This window comes from Clostridia bacterium (assembly GCA_035628995.1).
GTDB lineage: Bacteria > Bacillota > Clostridia > Lutisporales > Lutisporaceae > BRH-c25.
This window is the reverse complement of the sequence record DASPIR010000025.1, coordinates 1-17,637: the sequence shown is the minus strand read 5'-3', so window position 1 is coordinate 17,637 and position 17,637 is coordinate 1. Positions and strand designations below refer to the sequence as shown.

Here is a 17,637-nt window from a genome sequence, read left to right as displayed (position 1 = left end):
TGTGTTGATTATAATTTACCATATTTTAGTCAAAAACAGCAATAGATTCGGTATTAGCTAATACCGAATCTATTGCTTCTTTTTATCTCTGCCAGAGTTTGATCCTCCAAGAATTGTGCTTTTACAGCGACTTCATGCCTTTCCAAAACGCCTTTTTCTATAAGCAGCTCAATCATACTGGTTATTGCCAGTGTGTTCTTGTAGTCTATCTCTTTCAAATCTGCAAGCTGACTTATAATATCAAGCTTATTCATATGATGCTCTCCTTTCCCTTCTTCCATTTATTAACATGCATATCTGAATTATTGCCCTGCAGTTAGACAAATATACGCAAAAATTGATATAATAAAGTATATATAATGAAGGGGGATAAGGTGTGAAGAAGGATTTAATTGCAAAGCATGCGCTAGAGGTATTTGCAAGAGATGGCTATCATAATGCCAAGGTCAAGACAATTGCAGAAGAGGCAGGCATTGCAGTAGGCACAATTATATATTTCAAAAGCAAAAAAGAGATAGTTGACTATATATTTTACTTGGAGTTTGAAAAGGACAATTGTTATCTGGACAAAAAGTATGCTGCCGGTGCAAATATATTGGCAAGGCAGCATAATTATTTCATAAAACAGTTGCATATGTGCATAATAAGTAGTAAACTATTAAAAAATATATACAATATATGTTAGAAATGCTTTGAAGGGAAAAACAATAAGTGTGTCGTTAAGAGAGCAGGCGGTGGGTGCAAGCCGGCAGACAGCTTATATGTGTCCATCCTGGAGCAGTCTGCGAGGAGCAGTACCGGCACAGCCGTTATATGTTTGAGAGAGTGGTAATTAATAATTACTGCTAATTAGGGTGGCAACGCGGAAGGCCTCCGTCCCTTGTATTTGAGACGGAAGGCTTTTTTATTTTTCCAATTTTTCAAAAGGAGGTATATAATATGCTGGATATCAGAGCAATCAGATCAAACCCTGAGGAGATAAAGAGAAAGCTCTCAAGAAGGGGACAGGATTTCAGAATTGATGACATCATGAAGCTTGATGAAAAAAGAAGACAGGTAATCTACGAGGTAGAGGAGCTTAAGAGCAAGAAAAACAAAGTATCTGAAGAGGTTGCCAAGCTTAAGAAAGCGAAGCTGGATGCTGAACAAATGGTTCTGGAAATGAGGGAGGCATCTGAAAAGATAAAGGAATTGGATGAAAAGGTAAGAGAACTGGATGAAGAAATAACAGGCATACTACTGACAATCCCCAATACCCCGTATGATGGCATACCTGACGGCAGTTCTGACGCAGACAATTTGGAAATCAGGAAGAACGGAGAGCCAACAAAATTTGAGTACGAGCCAAAAGCCCATTGGGACATCGGTGTAGATCTCAACATACTGGATTTTGAAACTGCAGCAAAGGTTACAGGAGCAAGATTTACCTTTTACAGGGGACTTGGAGCAAGGCTGGAGAGATCTCTAATAAACTTGATGCTGGATACTCATACTGCAAACGGCTATACAGAAATATTCCCTCCATTTATGGTTCATAGAAGAAGCATGATGGGTACAGGACAGCTGCCAAAATTCGAAGAGGATGCCTTTAAGGTTCAGAACACTGAATACTTCCTTGTACCGACTGCCGAGGTGCCTGTTACGAATATGTACAGAGAACAGATACTTGATGGCAAAATACTTCCCATAAAGCATACAGCCTATACTGCTTGCTTCAGGGCTGAAGCAGGCTCGGCCGGAAGGGATACAAGAGGACTCATAAGGCAGCATCAGTTCAACAAGGTTGAACTTGTAAAATTTGCAGACCCTGAGAACTCCTATGAGGAATTAGAGAAGCTGACTGCAGATGCAGAAGGCATATTGAAGCTCTTAAAGCTCCCTTACCGGGTGATGTGCCTGTGTGCAGGCGACATAGGCTTCTCGTCCGCAAAGACCTATGATTTGGAGGTATGGATGCCAAGCTACGGAAGGTATGTTGAAATTTCTTCCTGCAGCAATTTTGAAGACTTCCAAGCCAGGAGAGCAGATATAAAATTCAGACCGGATCCCAAGGAAAAGCCAAGATTCATTCACACTCTTAATGGCTCAGGTTTAGCTATAGGAAGGACAGTAGCAGCCATATTGGAGAACTTCCAACAAGGAGATGGCAGTGTAATGATACCTGAAGTACTTAGACCTTATATGGGTGGAATAGATAGAATAAAAAAATAACAGTGAAATCCTATGCACGTCAAGTGTTGGCTTGGCGTGCATAACAACCTTGAAAGCTGCATATAAATAAAGCTGTCATATAAATGAATCACTGACACTAATTTGCCATATAACATAACATTTGTTTATTGACACTTAAAAATAATCTTGTTATAATGGATATTGTTCACTCGAGGAGAGATGTTCGAGCGGTTTATGGAGCTGGTCTTGAAAACCAGAGGCGTGTTAAAGCGTCCGAGGGTTCGAATCCCTCTCTCTCCTCCAGAATAATTTCATATAATTTTAATGAAGTAGTCCAAGGAGAAGTACTCAAGTTTGGTCGAAGAGGCGCCCCTGCTAAGGGCGTAGGTCGGGAAACTGGCGCGAGGGTTCGAATCCCTCCTTCTCCGCCATTAAAGAATTCATGATCAGTGTATTAAATAAGACACTGATTTTTTTATATCACGGATTCGAACCCGGTAGGCAGTTTAGCTTCTACCTTTGTTTTCTTCTTCATCACCCTGCTCCGCTTTCTCCATAATACTGGAGACAAGACGGGCTTTTTTTATGTCCGCTTCCTGAGTTGCAATGCTGTTTTCAAAGGTACCTTTGTGTTTTTCTTGGTTTTCCATATTTCCCTACCTTTCAAATTTAAAAATTTGTTCTGCAATTAGTTTTTCCCGATATATATAAATTATTATTTCATAAAGAGGATGAAAATGACAAAAAATAGTAGAATATACTTTTATAAATGCTATAATGATGTTTAATGAGGTGAAAGCATGAAAAAACTGAAGTTCATATATAATCCCTACTCTGGAGATGGAACTCTCAAGAATAAGCTGGACTATCTGATTGAAAGATTCCAGAAATCCGGATTTATGATGGTTCCCTTTAGAAGCAGCGACATCAATACTCTTGAAAAAGCATTCTTTGATATTCATGAAGATTATGACGCTGTTTGCATTTCCGGTGGTGATGGTACGTTGAGCAGTGTCATAAACATTATGGCATCCAGAAGGCTTGACCTGCCGGTTGGAATATTTCCTTTCGGAACAGCCAATGATTTTGCCGCACATATTAATATACCCAGAGACATTGAAGCTTGCTGCGATATTATAGAAAATGGAAAAATTAAAAAGGTTGATATCGGAAGAGTTAACGACAGCTACTTTTTAAATGTATGCAGTGCAGGTCTGCTGACGGACGTAGCTTATAAAACCGATACAAACCTTAAAAATGCTCTTGGCAAATTGGCGTACTATATGAAGGGTATAGAGGAAATACCGAAGTTTACTCCATTTAAAATGAGACTGCAGTATGGAAGTAATGTAATTGAAGACAGCTTCCTGTTGTTTCTGATATTAAACGGCAGCTCTGCAGGGGGCTTCAACAAACTTGCACCCCATGCAAAAATCGATGACGGACTTATGGATGTCATCGCGATAAAGAATACCAATATCACAAATATGTTTTCTATATTTTTGAAAATATTAAGGGGAGAGCATATTGGAGACCCAAATCTGTATCACTTTCATACAGATAAGCTTATGATTGCCTGCGATGGAAGCTGTGAGACTGATATTGACGGGGAGCGGGGGCCGAATCTCCCCTTGGATATAGAAGTTAAGAAACGCTTTCTAAAGGTATTCGTGCCGTAGAAAATAAGGAACCTTCCTAACTAGGAAGGTTCCTTATTTTCATTTGGTTCAAAGCTGCTATCATAGGGCACTATAAAGCTTATATTCATATTCCCGTACTCTGATTCGATTCTGCAGCTCCAAGCGGTCGAATCTATAAACCGTATCACTGCATCAGGAAGCCTTATGGCTATAGGCGGCTCGATAACTATAAGATCTTCAAGCCCTGGGAATTTCTTTATGGAGTTTCCAACTATAATATTTGAGGTCTCAGCAATTACATCCTCGATATAAATATCAATTTCTTCCTTGGACAATTCGTCTATCACAATATTCTCCAAGAGATTCTCTGCAAGCCTTCTATCCATTGTAAAGACAAATCTGCCAAATACTATTCCCTTTATTCCGATAGAACAAGTGAAGTCCTTGAGTAAAATGCTTTCAAGCTTGCTGAAACTGTTTTTATATGACCTAATGTTCTCACATTTCAACTCATTGATCATGAAATCCTTCGCTGTTTCGACCAAGGGATCCATTATTGCGGCAGCAGACAAATTTGGCACTTCAATTGCTGCTTCATAAGGGAGCTGGAATAAGAAGCGTGTACCATTCCCGCTGTGAGCATCTATTCTGAAGGTTCCTCCCAGTTTTTCCGTTTCTTCCTTTACTGCCGATAAACCCAATCCTCTACCTGAGGTGTATGTTATATCATCCTTGGTTGAGATATGGTTATCTATCATCAGTCTGACAGTTTCACTATCCGCAAGGCTGCACGCTATTTCTTCCGCTAGAATTCCCCGATCAATAATCTTTTGTCTGATTTTCTTAAAGTCGAAGCCTCTTCCATCATCAGATATTATTAAGCTGATATTATTATCAACAAGCTTTATCTCACAATGTATATTGCAGTATTCTGGTTTGCCCAGCTCCAGTCTTTCATCCGGCGTTTCCAGTCCGTGGTCAATAATATTTCTGAAAACATGGATTAGAACTTTTGAAAAACCTTGATATCTATCCATGTCAACAAGTATACTATCTGAATCAATCTCAACAGGATTCATCATCTTATCCAGTCTGTCAGCTAGCTTTTGAGCATAGTCGGACATCCCGCTGAGAACCTCTTTGAAAGGTTTTTGCCTGAGCTTCCTGATATCGGGTAGGAGCAGCCTGCATTCAGCCGAGGGGAGCATTAGGAGCATCTTCTCCTCTATTGACAACAGTCTGCTCTTCTCAATAACAATTGTATCTTCCTTATTTAAGAATTGGTCGCCCAATATATTTTTTAGTATATTAATATCATTTTCAAGCCAGCTTTCAGTATCTTGCTCTGAAACATACTCCTTCAGCCTATCCATGCTGGATGGAGCCTTATTGTCCTTGAGATTCGATATTTCCGTTTCAAAGCCATGAAGCTTTACAATGATATTTGACATATCAAACAAACTAAAAGTACCTTTAAAGGTATGGATTGTACGGCAAATTTCGTAAACAACCTCATCAAAAGGCTGCTTGCAGTCCAAGAGATAGGGAAGCGTGGATCTGCAGAACTCCTTATAATCCTTGATGGTTTCCAGGAAATCGTTATAGCTGGTAACTACCTTTACCACCATCTTTAGAACATTGCGCTCCTGCTCCACCTTATCCTCCAGCATGCGCTTATATGTGATATCGGTCAGGATGACCATGAACATCTCGGAGATGTCTAAGTCCTTATCTGTTATTATTTTATAGCTTATTTGGATGCATTTACTGCCAAAGGATACTTCCTCGGGTAGGAGAGTAATATATATACTCCTCTGAGCATCATCCTCTTTTTCAAGTATTTTCCCGATAAGAGCTTTTAGAAAGTCCCTTTCTTCAGCATTATCAGGGTATATTAGCTCGGGAAAGGTCATGCCATTGATATTGCAGCCGAAAATATTATAGCATTCTGAGCTGAACTCCGCTCCTACCGCAAGGTCTGCTCCAAAAGTCAGGAAGCCTTGACCTGCATGATCCAGAAGGTTTCTTACCGAAGCGGTTCTCTTTTGAATAGTCTGCTCCAGACCTCTATTCCATTCCGACAGCTTATCCTTTGACTCATTAACTTCCTCATATGCATGATGAAGTGCTTCGTTTTTGGCTTTGATATCCTCGGAGTACACCTTCAGCTTGTCATATACCTCTGTGAACCTCCGGCCTAGTATATATATCATGGAAAGCAGGAATATGAACATTCCATAGGGTATAATGTACTGAGACCAAGGCACGATTCTAAAGTACATTCCTAATATGTCATAAAAACCAAACAGCAAAAACAGTGTGAAACCCCATAGGAAAACCTTTGTCTCATAGCTGTTGGCCTTTGCAGCCTTAGCAATGGTAACAAAAATAGTTATGGCGCTTAGAAAAAGTACTATATAAAAAGCCTGAAGCGTGAATATGAAAGGAACCATCCTGGTTACATCCAGTAAAAGAGTGACTGCAGCAAAGAATGTATTGAGCCTCCACATCATCTTCATATAAATATTGCCGGGGGAAAACACTCTTTCCACAAATATCATAAAACCTACCGGCATAAGATAGAAGGACAGAAAGGCTACGTAAAGCCAAAATCTGGGGGCGTCCAGGAACAACTGTTTGAAGTTGGTCTCTGCAAGCAGCCAGACACCAATACTTATGGAGAACAAGCCCAGTGCAGGGAACTCGTAGTTGACACTTCTCCTCAGCATATATATGAATACCAGGCTGAAGCCAAGGAAGGTGAAAAGTGTTGTCAGCAGCAAATTATCAATTTCATTAGCTACAAGATAAGAGTAATGCTCGTTTTCCGACCCAATTTCAAACCTTCTTACAAGCCCAAGGTTTCTATTAAAGGGGGTATGCATCCTTAAGAATATTGTTTTGCCATGATAGTCTTCAGGAAGTTTTATTATATGCCAGGGAGATCCGGGAGCAATCCGGTCATCATGCTGCTCTATGTTCCCAAACTTATAAATCAGCTTGTCCTCCAAATAGACCTCGAAGAGCTGGTCATTGGTTGTGAACATTATGCGTGGAATTTCCCAATCCTTGGCAGGAAGCTGAGTGCGAAGCCATACATCACCTGTGTCAGGTTTGACTGGTGGCTGGCCGGGGTAAGAAAAGGACTTCCAGCTCGGATCCTCATTTTTGTCGTAAACCCATAGAGGAATACCTTGAGCATTTTTCTCGGAATCTCCATAACGGTACTGCCAGACTTCGGAAACCGCAGTGGGGTGAGGTGGCTGGACCATTATAAAAAGCGGCAGAATGAATGCAGATGAAATCAAAGCCAAAAGTAAAATGGCTTTAAATGACTTATCGAAAAAAGAATGAATCATAGGAAGTCCTCATTTCTTTTATTTAACATAATTATATAAATATGTTATCATATTTCGCTGATTTTTCACATATTTTGCATACAAAAAAGCACATACATTTGTATGCGCTTCATAGGTGCTATGCCCTGTTGCTTGAATATATAAAATAGAGATAATCACAAGACCAGGATGCCATTGTGCCAAATCCAGCAGCTTTTAACAACTCAATCAGCTCCGAGTCCTCTGGCATGACTGAGGTCAGAGGCGGAGAGGGGCATTTGTCCTTAAACATCAGTAATGAGTAATCCATAAAAGCATTTATGCCCTCAATGCTCTCATCAAATACTATGAAGTGAGGCTCGCCTTTCAATTTGAGCATTCCCCTATAACCGTTTACTGATATGAAGCATTTATCCGCAACCAGCTCTTTATATAGTTCGGGAGTGGGCATCTGGAAGTAAAAAGCAAAGGGCAGTATGCCATTTCTTCTTTTAATATAAGGAAGCTCTTTAAATTCCTCATAAGTAGGTTCCCAGCTTTCTATGGAGAAGTCCTTGCTGCTCGGAGTATCCTTCACATCCTCATAGTTCTTCTGTACAAATATGTATTCCTGCTCAAGCTTGAAGCCCAGCTTTTTCATCATGCTGATGCTCTCAACAGAGGAAATGTGGGTAGCAAAGGCAATTTTATTTATCTTGTCCCCGCCAAGGTCATCCAAAGCCTCTTTGAACACTCTCAAGGCAAGCTCTTTTCCTATTCCCTTTCCACGGTAATCCTTATGGGTTCTCAAACCTTCAAGCCAGCCTGTGCCGTCGTAAAGCACCGAATATTTGTCCGTTCCGATGACCTTATTAGTATCAGTGTCTACAGCTCCTAAAAACAAGCCTTTATCATCAACCCATGCATGGAAAAGCTCAGGCAGATAATCGGTACCTTCCCAAATATCCCTGCAAATATCAACTATATCATTATAATCCTCATGTGTCAGCTTTCTATAAGCAATCATTTTAGCATCTCCTCTCGGATGTACGATATAAGTAATTATATTACACCGGAGGCTGATTGTACATAAAATGGAAGTTAAATTGATATTGCGTATACATTTTTGAGAAAATAATGATAAAATGATATTATATTCCGTTAGTAGAAAATTGCAAATTTACGTATATATAATCATACGGAGGAGGAGTGCTTATGGAAACTGAAAAATATAAAGCTGTGGAAACCAAGCTGGAGGAAGTTGAAATTTCCAAGCTTACGGTTGAGCAGAGGCAAAGGCTGGAAGAAATAATGAAGACCATTAATTTGGAGGATTCCCAGTTCATACTTCAGTACGGGGTGGGAGCCCAAAGCCAGATTGCAGGCTTTGCTGATAATGTTGTAAGCGAGGTAAGATCAAAGGATGGCGGCTATGTAGGCGACATACTCACTGACCTTATGCTGAAGGTAAAGGAGCTGGATGTTGACGGAGTGAGCTCTGGGAAAAGCTTCATGTCAAAATTCCCGTTTATCGGGTCCCTTGTGAACAGCACTCAGAAGTTTGCAGCAAGATATCAGAAGCTAAGCACCGAGATAGAGAAGATTGTTGATGAGCTTGACAAGTCAAAGATGCAGCTTCTGAAGGATATTACACTGCTGGACTACCTTTTTGAGAAAAACCTTGAATACCTCGGCAATCTCAACTATTACATAATGGCAGGAACCTTGAAGCTTAAGGAAATAAGCGAAAAGATAATCCCCGAAATGCAGGCGAAGGTGAAGGAAACCAACGACCCTGTAGATGCTCAGAAGCTGAACGACCTTATACAGATGGCAAACAGGTTTGAGAAGAAGATACATGATCTGAAGCTCAGCAGGATGGTATCCCTGCAGACAGCTCCGCAGATAAGGCTTATTCAGAACAACAACCAGGTGCTGGTGGAAAAGATACAGAGCTCTATATTAAATACCATACCCCTGTGGAAAAACCAGATTGTTATTGCAATAAGCCTTCTTAAGCAGAAGAATGCTTTGGCAGTGCAGAAGGAAGTGACTGATACTACCAATACCCTGTTGTTAAAGAATGCAGAGATGCTGAAGACTGGCTCAATTGACCTGGCGAGGGAAACAGAACGCGGAGTGGTGGATATAGAAACTCTGAAGAAGGTAAATGTGGATCTTATTGCTACAATTGATGAGACTCTTAACATCCAGAAGGAAGGCAGACTCAAGAGACAGCAGGCTGAAGCTGAGCTTGTCACAATAGAAAAGGAGCTCAAGCAGAAGCTTATTGGTAATGCATAATACATAAAAAGAAATGAGTGGAGGTTACCCGATGAATCAGAGATGGAGTTTGGATGAACTATACAAATCCTTTGAGTCCGAAAAGTTTAAAAAAGACTATGAGAAGTGTGTGAAAGAAATCGAAAGTATAAAGGAGTGGGCAGAAAGCAATCTTAAGGATTCTACAAATGCAGTCCATAAGATGAAGAAGTATGTTAAGACTCTTAATGAGTTCTATCTGCTTTATACCCGTCTTTACAGCTTTGCACAGCTCACTATGAGTGTTGAAGCTAAGAATGAGAAGGCTTTGAAAGTAGTTGAAAATTTGGAGGAAAGAGCTACAGAGCTTACAAAACCCCAGGTAAACTTTGAAAAGTGGCTTGGAAGCATAAGTAATATAGATGAGCTTATCAAGTCTGACAGCTACCTGAGCGAGTTCCAGTTCTATTTCCGTGAAAGCCTGAAAAAAAGCAAATACCTTTTAAGCGACAAGGAAGAAGTGCTGATTTCAAAAATGCAGACAACTGGCTCTGCTGCATGGGAAAAGCTCCAGGAGCTTTTAACTTCAACACTTCTTGTGGATATAACAATTGACGGGGAGGCAAAGCAGCTTCCACTGCCAGTAGTCAGGAATATGGCATATAATAAGGATGCCAAGCTCAGAAAGACAGCTTATGAAGCAGAGCTTAAGACTTATCTCAAGGTCGACGAGTCAGTAGCGGCGTGTCTTAATGGAATAAAAGGCGAAGTAATTACTGTATCCAAAATGAAGGGCTACAAGTCTCCTCTGGAAAAGACAGTTTTGGATGCAAGGATGGATATGGAAACGCTGGAAGCAATGCTTACCGCAATGCGTGAAAGTCTGCCGGACTTCCACAGATACTTCAGGAAGAAAGCGGAGCTTATGGGCTATAAGAAGGGACTGCCTTTCTACGATATGTTTGCGCCCATGGGGGATGTGGATATGCAGTTCAGCTATAAGGAAGCCAGAGACTATATAGTTGCCAACTTCAGGACCTTCAGCGACTCTCTGGCGGACTTTGCGGCCAATGCTTTTGATAAAAGGTGGATTGACGCGGAGCCAAGAGAGGGTAAGCGTGGAGGGGCTTTCTGCGAAAATCTTCATGCAATAGGGGAGAGCAGGATACTCTCAAACTTTGATGGAAGCTTCAGCAATGTGACCACCTTAGCCCATGAGCTAGGCCACGGATACCATGGAGCATGTCTGATGAAGGAGGCATTTCTTAATTCAGATTATCCAATGCCTATAGCAGAGACAGCCTCGATATTCTGTGAGACTATTGTAAAGGAAGCGGCATTAAAAACAGCAAATGAGGAAGAGACTTTCTCTATACTGGAAAATGATATATCAGATTCAGCGCAGGTCATTGTGGATATTTTGAGCAGATACATTTTTGAAAGTGAAGTATTCAAGAGAAGGGAATCAGGCTCGCTTTCAGTGAACCAATTGAAGGAAATCATGCTGAACGCACAGAAAGAAGCATACGGCAATGGACTCGATCATGATTGGCTGCACCCGTATATGTGGCTTTGCAAGCCTCATTATTACAATGCGGACTTCAACTTCTACAACTTCCCCTATGCCTTCGGACTGCTCTTCTCAAAGGGCTTGTATGCCGAGTACCTGAAACGCGGCAAGGAATTTGTGAAAGATTACGATAAGATGCTGTCTGTGACTGGCAAGATGAATATTGTCGATGTGGCAAAGGTCATGAATATCGATGTAAGAAAGGTGGACTTCTGGAGAAGCTCACTAGAGCTTATAAGAAAAGACATTGAGAAGTTTATAAAACTTAGATAGGTAAAAAATAGATTACGGGTACCACGGAACACACGGATGTTCCACGGAATTTCACGGTATGATTTATATTTCCTGCCGTGTATTCAGTGGATTTCAGTGTCTTCAGTGGTACCCGTAGCCTTGTTTTGAAGTCTCGTTAGCAGCAGCCCTTGCCTTTTCTGCCAGATTCGCAGGTAGGACTGCTTTTCCTGAAAAGTCCGTTCAATATAGCTATTGCACAGCCTACACCGCATTCCACTGATATGGCTGAAGCGGGGCAATTTTTCGCACAGGCACCGCATTCCATGCACATATCAATGTCTATGGCGGCTGCCTTGCCATTATTCATGACAAGCAGCTGGTGCGGGCATACATCTACACACACGCCGCAGCCTATGCATTTTTCACTATCAAGCTTTAGAGTGGAAACATTTTTGATATATTTATGCTCCATAACAATACCTCATCAATACAGCAGCCGTATTATGCTGTCTGTGGCTAAAAATATCAGTCCTAATGCCACAGCTGCAATATAAGGCTTAAGTGCATAGTTCATTTCCCTTTTTACCCCCGATAAGGAGGTATAGGTGGTTGAGCCTGTAAAACTTAAGCTCAGGAAGGAAGCAACCACCGGTATAATAAGCATGTAAGCGGTTCTGATAAGCCAGCTGGCGCTATAATATCCGAAGACCTCAGGATAAAGCAGTGCATAAACTGCCGGTAGCAATCCCACCAATAGACCTTTCAACGCAAAGGAACGGAAGGGTATCCAGGGAAGCAGCACCGGCACGACAACACAGCCAATTAGGAAAGCTGCTAGGTATGGTATGAAATTCAGGAACGCCGTATAAGCTGCTGTGGATATGGATGGATGTTTTCCAACTATGAGATTGAGTGCAAGCAATGCAAGAAATATCAACAGCATGGGTTTTATGCTATGCACCAGTTCTATCGGAGTGAGTATAACTCTCTCCTTAAGCCCAAAGCTTACCTTTCTCATTTCTACAGTTGCTTTCATTCCATTACTTAGAAACTCTTTTATGTCACTTGCTCTTACAGGACCGTATACAACTCTGAAGCCGCATAACCTGAACACGACCTGAGCGGCTACTCCGGGTGCGGCAAGCTGCGGAAGTATCAGCACATTGTGTGTTACAAGCCTCCCCAATCTCAAGGCGCTTATCCTGCCCGACAGCTCTGTGGTGCCAAAAGTACCTTTTCCTGCTGCACACCACACGTTTATACCTTTGGTGTCAACGACTGCAATCCAGGCATTTAGACCGGTCAGCTCACATCTCAGACTGTCAAAGGTAAGCTTGTAGTTGGCTGTAACCAGTATGGGAGAGGTATTGTCAGGCTTGCCGACGGCATATATACCGGGCGGTACTTTATAGTTATCCCTGCCGATACCAAGCCTTATTTTTATCGTGCCTGCCTTGTCAGTCGAACTAAGTGCTGTGCTTATTATCGGAATCTTAGCAATAGGAGTCTCTATGTACCCAACTATCCAATCAGGTGCGGGCTCCAAGACCTTTAAATAATCGTATGCATTTTCCATGGTTGCTGAGCAGTTGGACCCAACTGCTTGCTGTGAAGTATCTCAGCAGTTTTGCTTTTTTACTTCTGTCATAGCACATACCTCCCAACAGCTGATTTTAACTACCTTCGTGCTTTACCGGTAATATTTTCTATTTCTATTTTAAACAACCTGGTATCACCGGAAGACTTCTTTATATACTCCAAGCCCTCTTTTGTGAAAGCTGCAGAGTACTTTGCAACTATAGCTTCCAGAGCTGCCTGCTTTTCGCTTTCAAATATCTCAACGGCCTTGCCGAATATTATTACGCTTTCGTAATTCACACTGAAGCTTTGGGGTAGAGGAGTTGTCTCTCCTACTACGCAGAAGGATACCTTGTTGCTGTGCTTTATATTCTCCAGCTTTTGCCCTTCCACGGCACAGTGGAAGTATATGCTGTCATTACTATATGTATAACTAATGGGTATACCGTATGCATAGCCATCACTGCCTGTGGTAGAGAGTATGCCGTATTGACCGGCCTCTAGTACACGTATCGCTTCTGAATTATCTATCTTTCTATCCTGTCTTCTCATTTCTTTAAACATCAAATCATCTCCTCTTTACTATGATATCAAAAAGAGAAAATTTAAAATAGAATATTTCCATTATTATTCAAAAATATCTATATATCTGTTAAAATGACATTGTGACACTAATATACCACATTATGTTAGGAGAATACTATGAAACTGATTGATTTGCACTGTGATACCATTTTAAGATGCATAGATTCAAATGGTGAGATTAAATTACAGAAGAACGATCTCTGCATAGATGTACAAAAGCTTAAGAAAGCGGGTTCCCTTGCACAGTTTTTTGCAATGTATGTAGACTTGGACAAGGATTTCGAGCCTATGGACAGGTGCCTGGACATGATAGACAATTTCTATAATGAAATAGAGGAAAACAGTGCTGATATCGCATTTGCAGGAAACATCGCAGATATGGAAAAGAACAGGTCGGAGGGAAGGATATCGGCTTTTCTAACTGTTGAAGAGGGCGGAGCAATAGAAGGAAAGCTTCAGAACCTCAGGAACCTTCATAGGCTAGGGGTAAGGCTTATTACACTTACATGGAATTATCCCAACTGCATAGGTTATCCGAACTTCGAATGGAAGCATAAGGATAAAGGGCTTACTCCCTTTGGAGAAGAGGTAGTGGCCGAGATGAACAGGCTGGGTATGATTATAGATGTAGCTCATCTTTCGGACAAGGGCTTTTACGATGTTGCAAAGCTGTCCAGTAAACCCTTTGTTGCCTCTCATTCAAACGCCAGAGCTGTAGAAGGCCACTCCAGGAATCTGGCAGACGACATGCTGAGAGTTCTGGCTGAAAAAGGCGGGGTAACAGGTATAAATTTGGAGCCTATTTTCCTTGGGAATGAGGGCACCGTGGAAGCTATGACAAATCAAATAAGTCATATGAGAAATGTGGCAGGCATAGACGTAATAGCTATAGGTACTGATTTTGATGGCACCAGCCCACTGACGGCAATAAAAGATATTGGCTGTATGGGCAAACTATTTGACGAACTGAAAAAAGCGGGCTTTACTGCAGGGGAAATAGACAAAATATCATATAAGAACGCTGAAAGAGTAATCAGAGAAGTATTAATATAACAATCCTTCAGTAACTAAGTGATTGACAATTATTGCATGCAATAATAAAATGATTATGTAAAGAATGCTATCGGAAAGGTGGTGCAAAGATTGAATATATACTACTTGGTTGACAGGAAAGAAAGACTTTTGAATTCCTTTGTAGTAACTGGAAGAGCATATGTAAACCAGTTTAACGGGATAAGTCTGCCCATTTTTAATAGAATAAGTCAACTAAGCAAGTACGAGTCTTTGCATGGAACATACTAATTTCAACGGATTATGAAGAGCCATGAGCAGATTTTATTTGTTCATGGCTTTATTTTTTCGCAATATGTAAGATTAAGGAGAGATATAAGATGATAGCATTATCAATGAAGGAAATAGAAAAATATTATGCTGCCAACAAGGTGTTGCACAGCGTCACATTTGAGATAAACGAAGGAGAAAAGGCTGCAATTGTAGGAAGAAACGGCTGTGGTAAAACCACATTATTCAGGCTCATAGCAGGTACCGAGAAATATGAGAAGGGTATGCTGGCATTAAAGAAGGGCATTAAGATCGGTTACTTGGAGCAGGTTCCCGGTGGGTTTGAAGGAAGCAGCGTATACGACGTGCTTCAGGGCGGTGTGGAGGAAGTGATGGAGCTCAGAGCTCAGATGACCGAACTGGAAAAGAGGATGTCTTTTGAGAAGGACGATAGTTTGCTTGAGGAATTGGTAGCCAGATATGGAAAGCTGACTGCTCAATATGAAGGCATGGATGGCTATAGTATTGAGAGCCGTGTGGACATGGTGACAACTGGACTTCAGATACCGAGGGGCATGTACAGCATGCATTTTGAGGACTTAAGCGGAGGAGAAAAGACCAGGATATTATTTGCCCGTATATTGATATCCCAGCCTGAGCTGCTGCTTCTGGATGAGCCAACCAACCATCTTGATACAGATTCGATCGAGTGGCTGGAAGGCTTTATCAGGGATTATAAAGGCACTGTGCTGATAATATCCCATGACAGGTATTTCCTCGACAGGGCAGTAGGCAGAATAATTGAGGTGGAAGACGGGGAGTGCGAAAGCTACGAAGGGAATTATACGTATTATGTCAAAGAAAAGGAGAGAAGACTCCTTGTAGAATTCGACAACTATCAAGACCAGCAGAAGAGAATAAAAAAGATGGAGGACACGATAAAGCGCCTGAGGGATTGGGGGAACAGGGGAGACAATGAAAAATTCTTCCGGAAGGCAGCGTGCATCCAAAAAGCCCTTGACAGGATGAATAAAATCAACAAGCCTATATTGGATAGGAAAGGTGTATTCTTAAACTTTGAAGCAGCCGGCAGAAGCGGTAAGGATGCTGTGGTCTGCGAAGAAATTACAAAGGCTTATGATTCCAAGCTGCTGCTTAGGAAAGCAGGTATGCTTGTAAGATTTGGGGAGCGTGTAGGTTTAATTGGACCTAATGGTTCTGGTAAAAGTACACTGATAAAGATGATAATGGGACATGAGAACCCAGAGGGCGGAAGTGTTCGAACCGGCTCCAATGTAAAAATAGGCTACCTGGAGCAGAGCATAGGCTTTGCGGATGAGAGCAGGACAATACTGGAGGAGTTCAAGGAAAGCCTTAATCTGACCGAAGGTGAAGCAAGAGGCAGACTGGCAAGGTTTCTCTTTTTTAAGGATTCAGTGTTTAAAAGGCTGTCTGGCCTGAGCGGCGGCGAGAAGACAAGGCTCAAGCTTGCAGAGCTGATGTACAGTGATATTAACCTGCTGATACTTGATGAGCCTACCAACCATCTGGATATTGACACCAGGGAAGCCCTTGAAGCAGCATTGGAGGATTATGAGGGTACAATAGTATTCATATCCCATGACAGATATTTTATCAACAGGCTGGCCGACAGACTGTACAGCATTGAGAATCATGCCCTCATAGAGTACTGCGGGAATTATGACTATTTCAAGGATAAGCGACCCAAGGAAATCAAACATGAAGAAAAGAAAAAGGATATCAAACCGGCAGCTTCAGAAAAGAAGCCACGGCAGAAGGCAGATAGTGACAGGAATAAGCTTGAACAGGTTGAGGGCGTCATAGCGTCTTTAGAAGAAGAGATCAAGAGCATAAAAGAAGCCATGGGAGATGTTGAAAAGGCTGCAGATTATGTGTTCCTGCAGGAGATGGGTGCAAAGCTTGCAGATAAGGAATCGGCTTTGGAGGACACATATGAAATATGGCAGGAGCTTGCGCAAAGGGTATGATTATGACAAATTGTGGAGAAATGTAAAAAATATACTCAGATTTAGAGGAAATTTCTTGTCAATATAGAAATATATTAAGTAATGTTTAATAAACCATAAGGGGCGATGATTATGAAAAGGGTAGAGACGTTGTCAATAAGAATCGAAGAGCTTCGTAAGGATCTGAAAGTAGTCATTGAAGAGGAAAAAGACCTCGTTGACCCTAAGGTTGTTAAAGCAAGTCAATCCCTGGACAAGGTTCTGATCCAATATTACAGGGTGCTGAGCATGAGAGGATACGGAATATTAAAGGAAGGGATGGAATAGAACCCATACAAGCATTATTTTATATAATGTAATAGACGTTTTAATAGTGTCGTATCATATACAATGGCGGTGAGTCAGGATTATGAAAGTGGGAGACATTGTAAAGGTGAACGATGCCACTGATTGGCACGGCATGTACGGCATAATCGATAAAATGTATGGGGACACTGCCTTCGTATTTTGCGTTAAAAGGCCCGGAAAGCTTCACCCGGTACCGTTAAAGCAGCTCTTAAGGGTGAGCTTCAAAAACAGAAGAGAATTATGAAAGATAGGTTTTACACCTATCTTTTTTGTATATGAAGCGGGCAAAATAAAAACTGTCAATTTTTTAACATACCCAAAACTGTATTGACAGTTGCTGTAAGGGGATAGTATAATAAACCTAGTTTATTAACTAATCTAAAAATTCTAAATTTTGAATAAGTATTCGACAAAAAATTCAAAATGGATTTTGAAACAAATAGTTAATAACGGACCTAATTACATAAAACCAGTTTTTGAGCTATTGGTATCTCCCCCATAGCTTTTTTTTTTGCTTTTTTTTGAATACTTTTGCATATAGCATCCGTATATACATTTGGTTATATAAAAGTGGGAAGATTTTATATTTTAGGTTAGGGGTGCCATATGGGAGTTATATTCAAGTTTATATTAAGAAATATAAAAGAGAAGAAGTTCAGGAC

Annotated in this window: 17 protein-coding genes and 2 tRNA genes; 12 read left to right on the top strand and 7 right to left on the bottom strand. The window is 41.1% G+C overall.

Annotation, left to right across the window (positions count from 1 at the left end):
• Positions 1-53: 53 nt before the first annotated feature.
• Positions 54-254 carry a hypothetical protein gene (locus VEB00_11085; protein HYF83555.1) on the bottom strand — a complete coding sequence of 67 codons (201 nt, stop codon included), beginning with the start codon at positions 252-254 and terminating at the stop codon, positions 54-56.
• Between the two features lie 122 nt (positions 255-376).
• On the opposite strand from VEB00_11085, the gene VEB00_11080 reads away from it, so the two are divergent.
• The 4 genes from VEB00_11080 (at position 377) to VEB00_11065 (ending at position 2,603) form a co-directional block, all read left to right on the top strand.
• Positions 377-685: a helix-turn-helix domain-containing protein gene (locus VEB00_11080; protein HYF83554.1), complete on the top strand. Its 309-nt coding sequence runs from the start codon at positions 377-379 to the stop codon at positions 683-685.
• A 254-nt stretch (positions 686-939) separates the two neighbouring features.
• Positions 940-2,211 carry a serine--tRNA ligase gene (gene serS / locus VEB00_11075; GenBank protein ID HYF83553.1) on the top strand — a complete coding sequence of 424 codons (1,272 nt, stop codon included), beginning with the start codon at positions 940-942 and terminating at the stop codon, positions 2,209-2,211.
• 174 nt (positions 2,212-2,385) lie between these two features.
• Positions 2,386-2,475 (top strand) — tRNA-Ser (locus VEB00_11070).
• 35 nt (positions 2,476-2,510) lie between these two features.
• Positions 2,511-2,603, top strand: a tRNA-Ser gene (locus VEB00_11065).
• A gap of 75 nt (positions 2,604-2,678) precedes the next feature.
• On the opposite strand, the gene VEB00_11060 is transcribed toward VEB00_11065, so the two are convergent.
• A complete protein-coding gene (locus VEB00_11060; protein HYF83552.1) occupies positions 2,679-2,822 on the bottom strand; it encodes a hypothetical protein in 144 nt (47 codons plus the stop codon).
• A gap of 150 nt (positions 2,823-2,972) precedes the next feature.
• Here VEB00_11060 and VEB00_11055 point away from each other — a divergent pair, with 150 nt between their 5' ends.
• Entirely contained in the window at positions 2,973-3,851 is an 879-nt protein-coding gene (locus tag VEB00_11055; GenBank protein HYF83551.1) for a YegS/Rv2252/BmrU family lipid kinase, read from the top strand.
• Positions 3,852-3,871: 20 nt separating this feature from the next.
• Here the strand turns inward: VEB00_11055 and VEB00_11050 are convergent, their stop codons facing one another.
• On the bottom strand, positions 3,872-7,171 hold the full coding sequence (locus VEB00_11050; GenBank protein ID HYF83550.1) for an ATP-binding protein: 3,300 nt from the start codon (positions 7,169-7,171) through the stop codon (positions 3,872-3,874).
• A 118-nt stretch (positions 7,172-7,289) separates the two neighbouring features.
• A complete protein-coding gene (locus VEB00_11045; protein HYF83549.1) occupies positions 7,290-8,156 on the bottom strand; it encodes a GNAT family N-acetyltransferase in 867 nt (288 codons plus the stop codon).
• Between the two features lie 188 nt (positions 8,157-8,344).
• Here VEB00_11045 and VEB00_11040 point away from each other — a divergent pair, with 188 nt between their 5' ends.
• Both VEB00_11040 and VEB00_11035 read left to right on the top strand, forming a co-directional pair.
• Positions 8,345-9,433 carry a toxic anion resistance protein gene (locus tag VEB00_11040; protein ID HYF83548.1) on the top strand — a complete coding sequence of 363 codons (1,089 nt, stop codon included), beginning with the start codon at positions 8,345-8,347 and terminating at the stop codon, positions 9,431-9,433.
• Between the two features lie 31 nt (positions 9,434-9,464).
• The gene (locus VEB00_11035; protein ID HYF83547.1) at positions 9,465-11,234 is read left to right on the top strand and encodes a M3 family oligoendopeptidase; all 1,770 of its coding nucleotides are present in this window, start codon (positions 9,465-9,467) and stop codon (positions 11,232-11,234) included.
• Between the two features lie 136 nt (positions 11,235-11,370).
• Here the strand turns inward: VEB00_11035 and hgcB are convergent, their stop codons facing one another.
• The 3 genes from hgcB to VEB00_11020 all read right to left on the bottom strand — a co-directional run bounded on the left by hgcB (position 11,371) and on the right by VEB00_11020 (position 13,337).
• Positions 11,371-11,667: a mercury methylation ferredoxin HgcB gene (hgcB, locus tag VEB00_11030; GenBank protein ID HYF83546.1), complete on the bottom strand. Its 297-nt coding sequence runs from the start codon at positions 11,665-11,667 to the stop codon at positions 11,371-11,373.
• Positions 11,668-11,679: 12 nt separating this feature from the next.
• Positions 11,680-12,771: a mercury methylation corrinoid protein HgcA gene (gene hgcA, locus VEB00_11025; GenBank protein ID HYF83545.1), complete on the bottom strand. Its 1,092-nt coding sequence runs from the start codon at positions 12,769-12,771 to the stop codon at positions 11,680-11,682.
• A 101-nt stretch (positions 12,772-12,872) separates the two neighbouring features.
• The gene (locus VEB00_11020; protein ID HYF83544.1) at positions 12,873-13,337 is read right to left on the bottom strand and encodes a pyridoxamine 5'-phosphate oxidase family protein; all 465 of its coding nucleotides are present in this window, start codon (positions 13,335-13,337) and stop codon (positions 12,873-12,875) included.
• Positions 13,338-13,475: 138 nt separating this feature from the next.
• On the opposite strand from VEB00_11020, the gene VEB00_11015 reads away from it, so the two are divergent.
• The 5 genes from VEB00_11015 to VEB00_10995 all read left to right on the top strand — a co-directional run bounded on the left by VEB00_11015 (position 13,476) and on the right by VEB00_10995 (position 17,219).
• Positions 13,476-14,411, top strand: a complete 936-nt coding sequence (locus VEB00_11015; protein ID HYF83543.1) for a dipeptidase — start codon at positions 13,476-13,478, stop codon at positions 14,409-14,411.
• Between the two features lie 90 nt (positions 14,412-14,501).
• On the top strand, positions 14,502-14,660 hold the full coding sequence (locus VEB00_11010; protein HYF83542.1) for a hypothetical protein: 159 nt from the start codon (positions 14,502-14,504) through the stop codon (positions 14,658-14,660).
• 89 nt (positions 14,661-14,749) lie between these two features.
• Positions 14,750-16,648, top strand: coding sequence for an ABC-F type ribosomal protection protein (gene abc-f / locus VEB00_11005; protein HYF83541.1), 1,899 nt, complete (start codon positions 14,750-14,752; stop codon positions 16,646-16,648).
• 111 nt (positions 16,649-16,759) lie between these two features.
• Positions 16,760-16,954 carry an aspartyl-phosphate phosphatase Spo0E family protein gene (locus tag VEB00_11000; GenBank protein HYF83540.1) on the top strand — a complete coding sequence of 65 codons (195 nt, stop codon included), beginning with the start codon at positions 16,760-16,762 and terminating at the stop codon, positions 16,952-16,954.
• 82 nt (positions 16,955-17,036) lie between these two features.
• The gene (locus VEB00_10995) at positions 17,037-17,219 is read left to right on the top strand and encodes a hypothetical protein (GenBank protein ID HYF83539.1); all 183 of its coding nucleotides are present in this window, start codon (positions 17,037-17,039) and stop codon (positions 17,217-17,219) included.
• Positions 17,220-17,637 lie beyond the last annotated feature (418 nt).

Excerpts from the sequence above, each read along its gene's own strand:
- VEB00_11055 (HYF83551.1), top strand. The coding sequence starts at position 2,973 with ATGAAAAAACTGAAGTTCATATATAATCCCTACTCTGGAGATGGAACT.
- hgcA (HYF83545.1), bottom strand. The coding sequence starts at position 12,771 with ATGGAAAATGCATACGATTATTTAAAGGTCTTGGAGCCCGCACCTGAT.
- VEB00_11035 (HYF83547.1), top strand. The coding sequence starts at position 9,465 with ATGAATCAGAGATGGAGTTTGGATGAACTATACAAATCCTTTGAGTCC.
- serS (HYF83553.1), top strand. The coding sequence starts at position 940 with ATGCTGGATATCAGAGCAATCAGATCAAACCCTGAGGAGATAAAGAGA.
- VEB00_11060 (HYF83552.1), bottom strand. The coding sequence starts at position 2,822 with ATGGAAAACCAAGAAAAACACAAAGGTACCTTTGAAAACAGCATTGCA.
- VEB00_11020 (HYF83544.1), bottom strand. The coding sequence starts at position 13,337 with ATGTTTAAAGAAATGAGAAGACAGGATAGAAAGATAGATAATTCAGAA.
- VEB00_11085 (HYF83555.1), bottom strand. The coding sequence starts at position 254 with ATGAATAAGCTTGATATTATAAGTCAGCTTGCAGATTTGAAAGAGATA.
- VEB00_11015 (HYF83543.1), top strand. The coding sequence starts at position 13,476 with ATGAAACTGATTGATTTGCACTGTGATACCATTTTAAGATGCATAGAT.
- VEB00_11045 (HYF83549.1), bottom strand. The coding sequence starts at position 8,156 with ATGATTGCTTATAGAAAGCTGACACATGAGGATTATAATGATATAGTT.
- VEB00_11000 (HYF83540.1), top strand. The coding sequence starts at position 16,760 with ATGAAAAGGGTAGAGACGTTGTCAATAAGAATCGAAGAGCTTCGTAAG.
- VEB00_10995 (HYF83539.1), top strand. The coding sequence starts at position 17,037 with ATGAAAGTGGGAGACATTGTAAAGGTGAACGATGCCACTGATTGGCAC.
- VEB00_11040 (HYF83548.1), top strand. The coding sequence starts at position 8,345 with ATGGAAACTGAAAAATATAAAGCTGTGGAAACCAAGCTGGAGGAAGTT.
- VEB00_11050 (HYF83550.1), bottom strand. The coding sequence starts at position 7,171 with ATGATTCATTCTTTTTTCGATAAGTCATTTAAAGCCATTTTACTTTTG.
- abc-f (HYF83541.1), top strand. The coding sequence starts at position 14,750 with ATGATAGCATTATCAATGAAGGAAATAGAAAAATATTATGCTGCCAAC.
- hgcB (HYF83546.1), bottom strand. The coding sequence starts at position 11,667 with ATGGAGCATAAATATATCAAAAATGTTTCCACTCTAAAGCTTGATAGT.